This window comes from Butyricicoccus sp. (assembly GCF_050872565.1).
GTDB lineage: Bacteria > Bacillota > Clostridia > Oscillospirales > Butyricicoccaceae > Butyricicoccus_A.
On record NZ_JBNMHC010000310.1, the window covers coordinates 1 to 2,643 of the forward strand.

Annotated in this window: 2 protein-coding genes and 1 pseudogene; all 3 read right to left on the bottom strand. The window is 44.4% G+C overall.

Annotated features, from left to right (window positions below; genetic code table 11):
- Nucleotides 1-34: 34 nt before the first annotated feature.
- Nucleotides 35-748 (bottom strand): CpsB/CapC family capsule biosynthesis tyrosine phosphatase, encoded by a 714-nt coding sequence (locus ACR0P9_RS10575; RefSeq protein WP_432619948.1) that lies wholly within the window; start codon nucleotides 746-748, stop codon nucleotides 35-37.
- A 13-nt stretch (nucleotides 749-761) separates the two neighbouring features.
- Nucleotides 762-2,216: a sugar transferase gene (locus ACR0P9_RS10580; protein ID WP_432619950.1), complete on the bottom strand. Its 1,455-nt coding sequence runs from the start codon at nucleotides 2,214-2,216 to the stop codon at nucleotides 762-764.
- 40 nt (nucleotides 2,217-2,256) lie between these two features.
- Nucleotides 2,257-2,643, bottom strand: a pseudogene (locus ACR0P9_RS10585) (hypothetical protein); the annotation flags it as partial.

The following is a 2,643-nucleotide window of genomic DNA, read 5'->3' on the forward strand; positions in this document are numbered from 1 at the left end:
CGAACTGGTCTAAACCGGCGTTTCCCAGTTTGTATCAAAGATCGAGAAATACTTGCTGCGCATTGCCGCCAAAAAGCTGCTCGCAATACGCGGAATCCAATCGTTTATTCAAGTACTTCATACATTTTTCCATGCCAGGCGTGCGTTCCTGCATATCATGCGCATCTGAACCAATCATATCAATCAGCTCCTGCTTGAGCAGACGCTTCAAATATCGTTTGGTCTTCCAACCAGAACCGCCCAGAATACTGTTCACATTTGCTTGAATGTGGACACCCATCTGAGCAAGCTCTTCCACATGCTGTGGCTTTTCCATCGCTTGGTATCGCTCTACGTGTGCCAAAATAGGTTCATATCCCATCGCCAACAGCATCAAAACCATGTTTTTAATATACATGTAATTCGCACTGGTCGAAAACTCGATCAGAATCGCATCTGACCCAGGCATGGTCAGCGGAACACCCGCTTCCAAATCCTTCCGAATTCCGGATTCCATATAGACCTCTGCGCCCAATAGAATCTGGAAATCTTCATGGATCTCTTTTGCCATGCTGCACGTCGTTTCCCATGCGTCATGGCGTCTCGCATCCCACCGCGCTGCATCCATACCATGGCGGAAGTGCGGGGTAGCAATCAAAATATCGGTTCCCTCTGCATATGCTTGCTGGAGCATACGAAGCGTCGTTTCTTTGTCCGCCGCTCCATCATCCACATGCGGAAGAATGTGTGTATGCATATCAACAATCATGAAAACTCTCCCCCTACATGGAGCCTTCTCGTTTCAGCACAACAGCGATCGTGCGGAACAGAATCCGAATATCCAGTCCGAATGTCCAATCCTGAATATACTGTGTATCCAGCCGAACCACTTCTTCAAAGTCTGTGATATTGCTTCTGCCGCTAACCTGCCACATACCGGTGATTCCCGGCTTAGTAGCCAGTCGTGCATGATGATGTAATTGATATTTTTCATATTCATCAACCGTTGGCGGTCGTGTGCCAACGAGAGACATATCGCCTTTTAATACGTTGAGGAACTGCGGAAATTCATCCAAGCTCAGCCGACGTGCCAAGTCCATAAATCCAGACTTTTGTGTGCCATCCGGCAGAACCTTGTTGCCAATGATGCGCGGATCAAAGTCGATCTTAAACATCATACCATCCTTGACACGATTTTGTGCCATGAGTTCCTTTTTACGCTCTTCCGCATCCATGTACATAGTACGGAATTTATAAATCTTAAATCGTTTTCCATTTTTGCCTACACGCTCCTGCGTGAAGAATACCGGACCCGGCGACTGTGTTTTAATCACAGGTACCATGATTAAGCACAAAAGACCGGTGAGAATCGTTCCAACCAAGCCGCCCAGAATATCCAGCGCTCGCTTCAGGAACAGTTCGATTGGTGATGCACAGTTAATACTAGTCGTAAGCACAGTGTATCCGCCGATATTCTCGATAAACTGATGCTGACTTGACGCAGAGACAACATTGATCAGGCGTCGATGAATGACGACTCCCATGGAATACAAACCATCTTTGATGGCTGCAACACCCTCTAGATCATCTGGCACATTAATCAATACCTCATCAACCCAGTTGCTACAAACGTATTGCTTGAGCGTTTCTCTATTCGCTACTACCGAAATTCCATCAAAGGTCGTGCCTTCTTTGTCATCGTCCAAGATAACCAGACCAGCTACATGAAACTTCTCATAATCGTTTGCTTTGAAGGTCTTCACGCAGTCTGTCGCTCGATCTTTTACTGTTATCAGCAGAATCGAACGCTGATTAACCAGTCCTACGCCATGCTTCTTGAGTACGGATTTCCAAAACAAACGTAGAACGTAGCTGAATACGAAGTACAGAATCGATGACCAGATAGTAACCGTTCTGGAATATGCATCTGCTCGATGAATCAAGTACAAATACCCAATAGTCAGCAATTCTACCAACAATACATGGTACAGTGTTCGTACAAATTCCATGTACTTTCCGCGCTTGAGAATGCCCTTCAATGTTTCAAAACACACAATGATGAACAAACTAATCAGCTCGGATACAATCAAAACATTTCGATATGGATAATCAGCATACGGATTACTTATTCCAAATCGAATCACGTATGCTACAACGATACTTAGCTGCAAACATATAAAATCTATAAAAATAAAATCTGCATGTTTCAGCCAGTTTTTCGCTCTTTTCTTGTACATACTTTTTCTTTTCTCTTTCTATTCGTCTTTTCCTATTACTCTACACATTTGTGGCTTTCTGATGTGCTCGAATCACATCCAGAAACATCTTTTCTCCTTTTTTCCTCGCCTGCACAGCTTCATCGAAGTTATCATATCCTCCCAGATAATGACATTTTCCCCGAAACATAATTTGTGCAATCCATTTCTTGCGCTGTTTGTTAAAATACACCCCGCGCACGCCGCTGGTATTGGCTTTGGAGATATGGTTGGTCTGTAAATGCTCCAAGCAAGTGCCATCCACAAAATGCAAAATCTTTTTCGGCGAATGTTCACAGCCACAGCTTTTGGACAAGCCATTTTTCAGATTGCTTTCTCTCACAACAGTTTCTTTTCCGCAGTCACACCGACAATTCCATGTGCGATGACCATTTGTCTTGCCATGGAA

Bases quoted from the DNA above. Each gene is read 5' to 3' on its own strand.
- ACR0P9_RS10575 (WP_432619948.1), bottom strand. From the start codon at position 748: ATGATTGTTGATATGCATACACACATTCTTCCGCATGTGGATGATGGA.
- ACR0P9_RS10580 (WP_432619950.1), bottom strand. From the start codon at position 2,216: ATGTACAAGAAAAGAGCGAAAAACTGGCTGAAACATGCAGATTTTATT.